Source organism: Streptomyces sp. NPDC059456 (genome assembly GCF_042750055.1).
In the GTDB taxonomy this organism is placed as follows: domain Bacteria; phylum Actinomycetota; class Actinomycetes; order Streptomycetales; family Streptomycetaceae; genus Streptomyces.
This window is the reverse complement of record NZ_JBHYVA010000821.1, coordinates 1-3,370: the sequence shown is the minus strand read 5'-3', so window position 1 is coordinate 3,370 and position 3,370 is coordinate 1. Positions and strand designations below refer to the sequence as shown.

Sequence of the window (3,370 nt, the reverse complement as noted above, 5' to 3'; positions counted from 1 at the left end):
CGCACACGCGTGGGGAGCCGGGGCGCTTCTGCGTCCTCCCGCTTCGTTCACCCGCCGCGTACGGAGACTTTGCGGTTTGTTTTGCCAAATCTAGGGCTGTTCTGGAGAGGGAGCGGAGTGCGACTGAACCGGGCTCCGCTCTCTGGCGGATCGATAAATGCCCAGTTCAGAGCCATGTCTTGAGGGTCCGTCAGAGCTTCCTGGGCATAAAACAGCACGGTCGGTTTCGTATTGACAAACCGCCGGTCCTGTTTTTTACTGGCGAAGGCTCATCCACGGACAGGGGAGTACGGCGTGGACATCGAAGTACTGGGCACACTGGCGGTGCGGGAACACGGAGTCTCCGTTACGCCGACCGCCCCGAAGCCGCGACAGGTGCTGGCACTGCTGGCGCTCCATGCCGACCAGGTCGTCCCGGTGTCGGCGCTCATAGAGGAACTGTGGGCGGGAGCACCGCCGCGCAGCGCCCGCACCACCCTGCAGACGTACGTCCTGCAGCTGCGGGCCCTCATCGCGACCGCCCTGGAGCAGGGCGGGGCCGACGGTGACGGCGAGGGCGGAACGGCCCCCGCGGGCCGGCGCACCGCCAAGGACGTGCTCGTCACGCTGCCCGGCGGCTACCTGCTCAACAGCGGCGGCGGCACCAGCGACGTCCGCGAGTTCGACCGGCTCGCCGGCATGGGCTACCGGGCGATGGACGCGGGCGACTTCCCCGGCGCGGCCCGGCTGCTGCGCGAGGCGCTGTCGCTGTGGTCCGGACCGGCCTTCGCCGACGTACACGGCGGAATCCAGCTGGACATGGAGACCCGGCGGCTGGAGGAGACCCGGCTGTGCGCGCTCGACCAGCGCATCGAGGCGGACCTGCGGATCGGCCGGCACCGCGAACTGCTCGCCGAACTCACCGTCCTGGCCAGCCGGTACCGCACCCACGAGAACCTGCACGGCCAGTTCATGCTCGCCCTGCACCGCTCCGGCCGCCGCGGCGAGGCCCTCGACGTCTACCAGCGGCTGCGCGCCACGCTCGTGCGCGAGCTCGGGCTGGAGCCGTCGGCCGCCCTGCGCCGGCTCCAGCGCTCGATCCTCATGGCCAGCCCCGAGACCCCGGTGGTGGCGGACACCAGCAGCGAGCGACTCGTACGCGTCGGCTGAGATGGCCGCACGCGACACCAGGAGCGCGGCCGCGACCGGCTCGCCCGGCCGTACCCGCGCCCGGACCACCACGGGCCGAGGAGGCAGCGCGGTGCAGGAGAGGTCGGAGCGGACCCGCAGGAAGCTCGTGCACGCGGGGGCCGAGATGTTCCACCGCAACGGCTACGCGAACGCGACCCTCGGGGAGATCGCGGCGTTCGCCGGAGTGACCAAGGGGGCGCTGTACTTCCACTTCGCCTCCAAAGACGAACTGGCGGAGGCCGTCCGGCTGCGCGGCTGCGAGCTGCTGCGCGCGGCGGTGCGCGAACTGCGCGCGTCCGGCGGCTCCCCGCTCCAGACCCTGGTCGACACGACGCACTGGCTCGCGCTCAGCCTGCGCGAGGAACCGTCGGTCCCGGCCGGATTCCGCCTCGCCAAGGAGTGCGCGGGACCGCCCGCGCCCGCCACCGACTTCCACCACGTCTGGCTCGCGGAGGTCTGCGGGCTGCTGCGCCAGGCCCGGGACGCGGGGGAACTCCGCGCCGAGGGCCGCTGGGAGAGCATCGAATCGCTGGTGGCCGCGGCGGCCTGCGGCATCGAGGCGCTCGCCGCCACGGGCATGCCGTACGCCGAACTCCAGCGCCGCGTCTCGGGACTGTGGGCGCTCCTGCTGCCCAGCCTGGTGCCCGAGGGCGCGGAGCGGGACTTCCACGTCGGGATGCCGGATCCCGACACCGCGCCCCGCCGGGTGCGCGACGTACGGGGCGGCGAGGTGCCGGGCGGGCTCCTGGGCGAGGTACGGCCGGTGTTCTCCGGCAGCAGCGCGTGACCGTGTGCCAGCGACGGCTTGGAGGAGCCTGCGATGATGAATGAACACCCTGCGGACGTACTGACGGACCTCATCGGAGTGCTCGGCGACGTCCTGCGGGTCAAGCCGGAGAAGATCGACCCCGAGCAGACCTTCCAGTCCATGGGACTCGACTCCCTGCTGGTCGTGGAGTTCGTGGCCGTCGTCAACAGCCGGTACGGACTGCGCGTCCTCGCGACCGACCTGTACGACTTCCCGACGCCGGCGTCCTTCGCACGGGAGGTCGCGCGGGCGGCGGCGGGCAGTGCGGTCGCCGCTGCGCCCGTCGCCGCGTCCGTTCCCGCGGCCGCTGCCGTTGCGGTGGCCACCGCGGGGTACGAGGCACCCGCCGCCGCCCCGGCCCGGCAGTCGCCGGCGGCCGCCGCCGCGACCGGGATCGCGGAAGTGCTGCGCGAACAGCTCGCGGGGATCCTGTGCTGCGACCCCTGGGACATCAACACCACCGCCGCGTTCAATCTGCTCGGCGTGGACTCCATGGTGGGCGCGGAGTTCATCGCGGTCGTCAACCGCACCTTCGGCCTCCAGGAGCGGTCCGTCCTGCTGTACGAGCACCCCAACCTGGCGGCGATGGCCGCCTACATCGCCACGCGGACGGGTGCGGCCGCACAGGCCGTGCAGGCGGCGCGGGCGGGGCGGGCCGCGCCGGAGTTCGGCGCGGTGCCGCGGATGCCGGAGCCGGTGTTCCGCCCGGCCGCCGTCGCCCCCGCACCCGCTGCTGTCCCCGCCGCCGTTCCCGCCCCCGTTGCCGTGCGGCCGCTTCCGGACGGCGACCTCGACGTCCTGCTGGACGCGATCCGCGACGACCGGCTCACCGTGGACGAGGCACTCGTGCTGCTCGGCCGCCGCGGCTGAAGCCGTATTTCCACCCCCAGAAGGAGCGCGTCCAGATGGACGAGAAGGAAGTCCTGACCCGGTTCAAGAACGGCCATCTGGACCGGGCCCAGGTGGCCGCGCTGCTGAGCGCCGCAGCCACCGGTACGGGACCCGTCGTCCTCGCACCGCCGGAGCCGGCTCCCGCGGCGCCGCAACCGGCGCCCGGCCGGGGCGGCCCGGACTCCGCGCCCGCACAGCGCTCCGGCGCCACCGCGTCGGCCGCCGCCGGAGCGACCACTGCGGGAGCGCCGGATACGGGAGCGCGCACCGCTGCCGGGGCCGCTTCCGCGGGCGGGCAGGGTGTGGAGCCGGCGACCGTGGCCGGGCCGGGCGCCGGTGCCGGAGCGGGCGCCTTCGGCGGGGCCGGTGCCGGGCCGGTGGCCGTGGACGCCTCCCGCGTCCAGGCGGGTGCCGTGCCCGGAGGCCTTGCCGGGACGGTCTCCGCGGGCGGGCCGGGAGGCGCGGCGGGGCCGGTGACCGTGGGCGCGCCGGGTGCCGGGG

3 protein-coding genes and 1 pseudogene are annotated in these 3,370 nt (G+C 74.0%); all 4 read left to right on the top strand.

Features of this window, described 5'->3' with window-relative positions; all coding sequences use genetic code 11:
- Nucleotides 1–294 precede the first annotated feature (294 nt).
- Nucleotides 295–1,149 carry a BTAD domain-containing putative transcriptional regulator gene (locus ACFXA3_RS39060; RefSeq protein ID WP_385195569.1) on the top strand — a complete coding sequence of 285 codons (855 nt, stop codon included), beginning with the start codon at nt 295–297 and terminating at the stop codon, nt 1,147–1,149.
- Nucleotides 1,150–1,240: 91 nt separating this feature from the next.
- The gene (locus ACFXA3_RS39055) at nt 1,241–1,957 is read left to right on the top strand and encodes a ScbR family autoregulator-binding transcription factor (RefSeq protein ID WP_385195568.1); all 717 of its coding nucleotides are present in this window, start codon (nt 1,241–1,243) and stop codon (nt 1,955–1,957) included.
- 33 nt (nt 1,958–1,990) lie between these two features.
- The gene (locus ACFXA3_RS39050) at nt 1,991–2,848 is read left to right on the top strand and encodes an acyl carrier protein (RefSeq protein WP_385195565.1); all 858 of its coding nucleotides are present in this window, start codon (nt 1,991–1,993) and stop codon (nt 2,846–2,848) included.
- Nucleotides 2,849–2,883: 35 nt separating this feature from the next.
- A pseudogene (locus ACFXA3_RS39045) lies at nt 2,884–3,370 on the top strand (hypothetical protein); the annotation flags it as partial.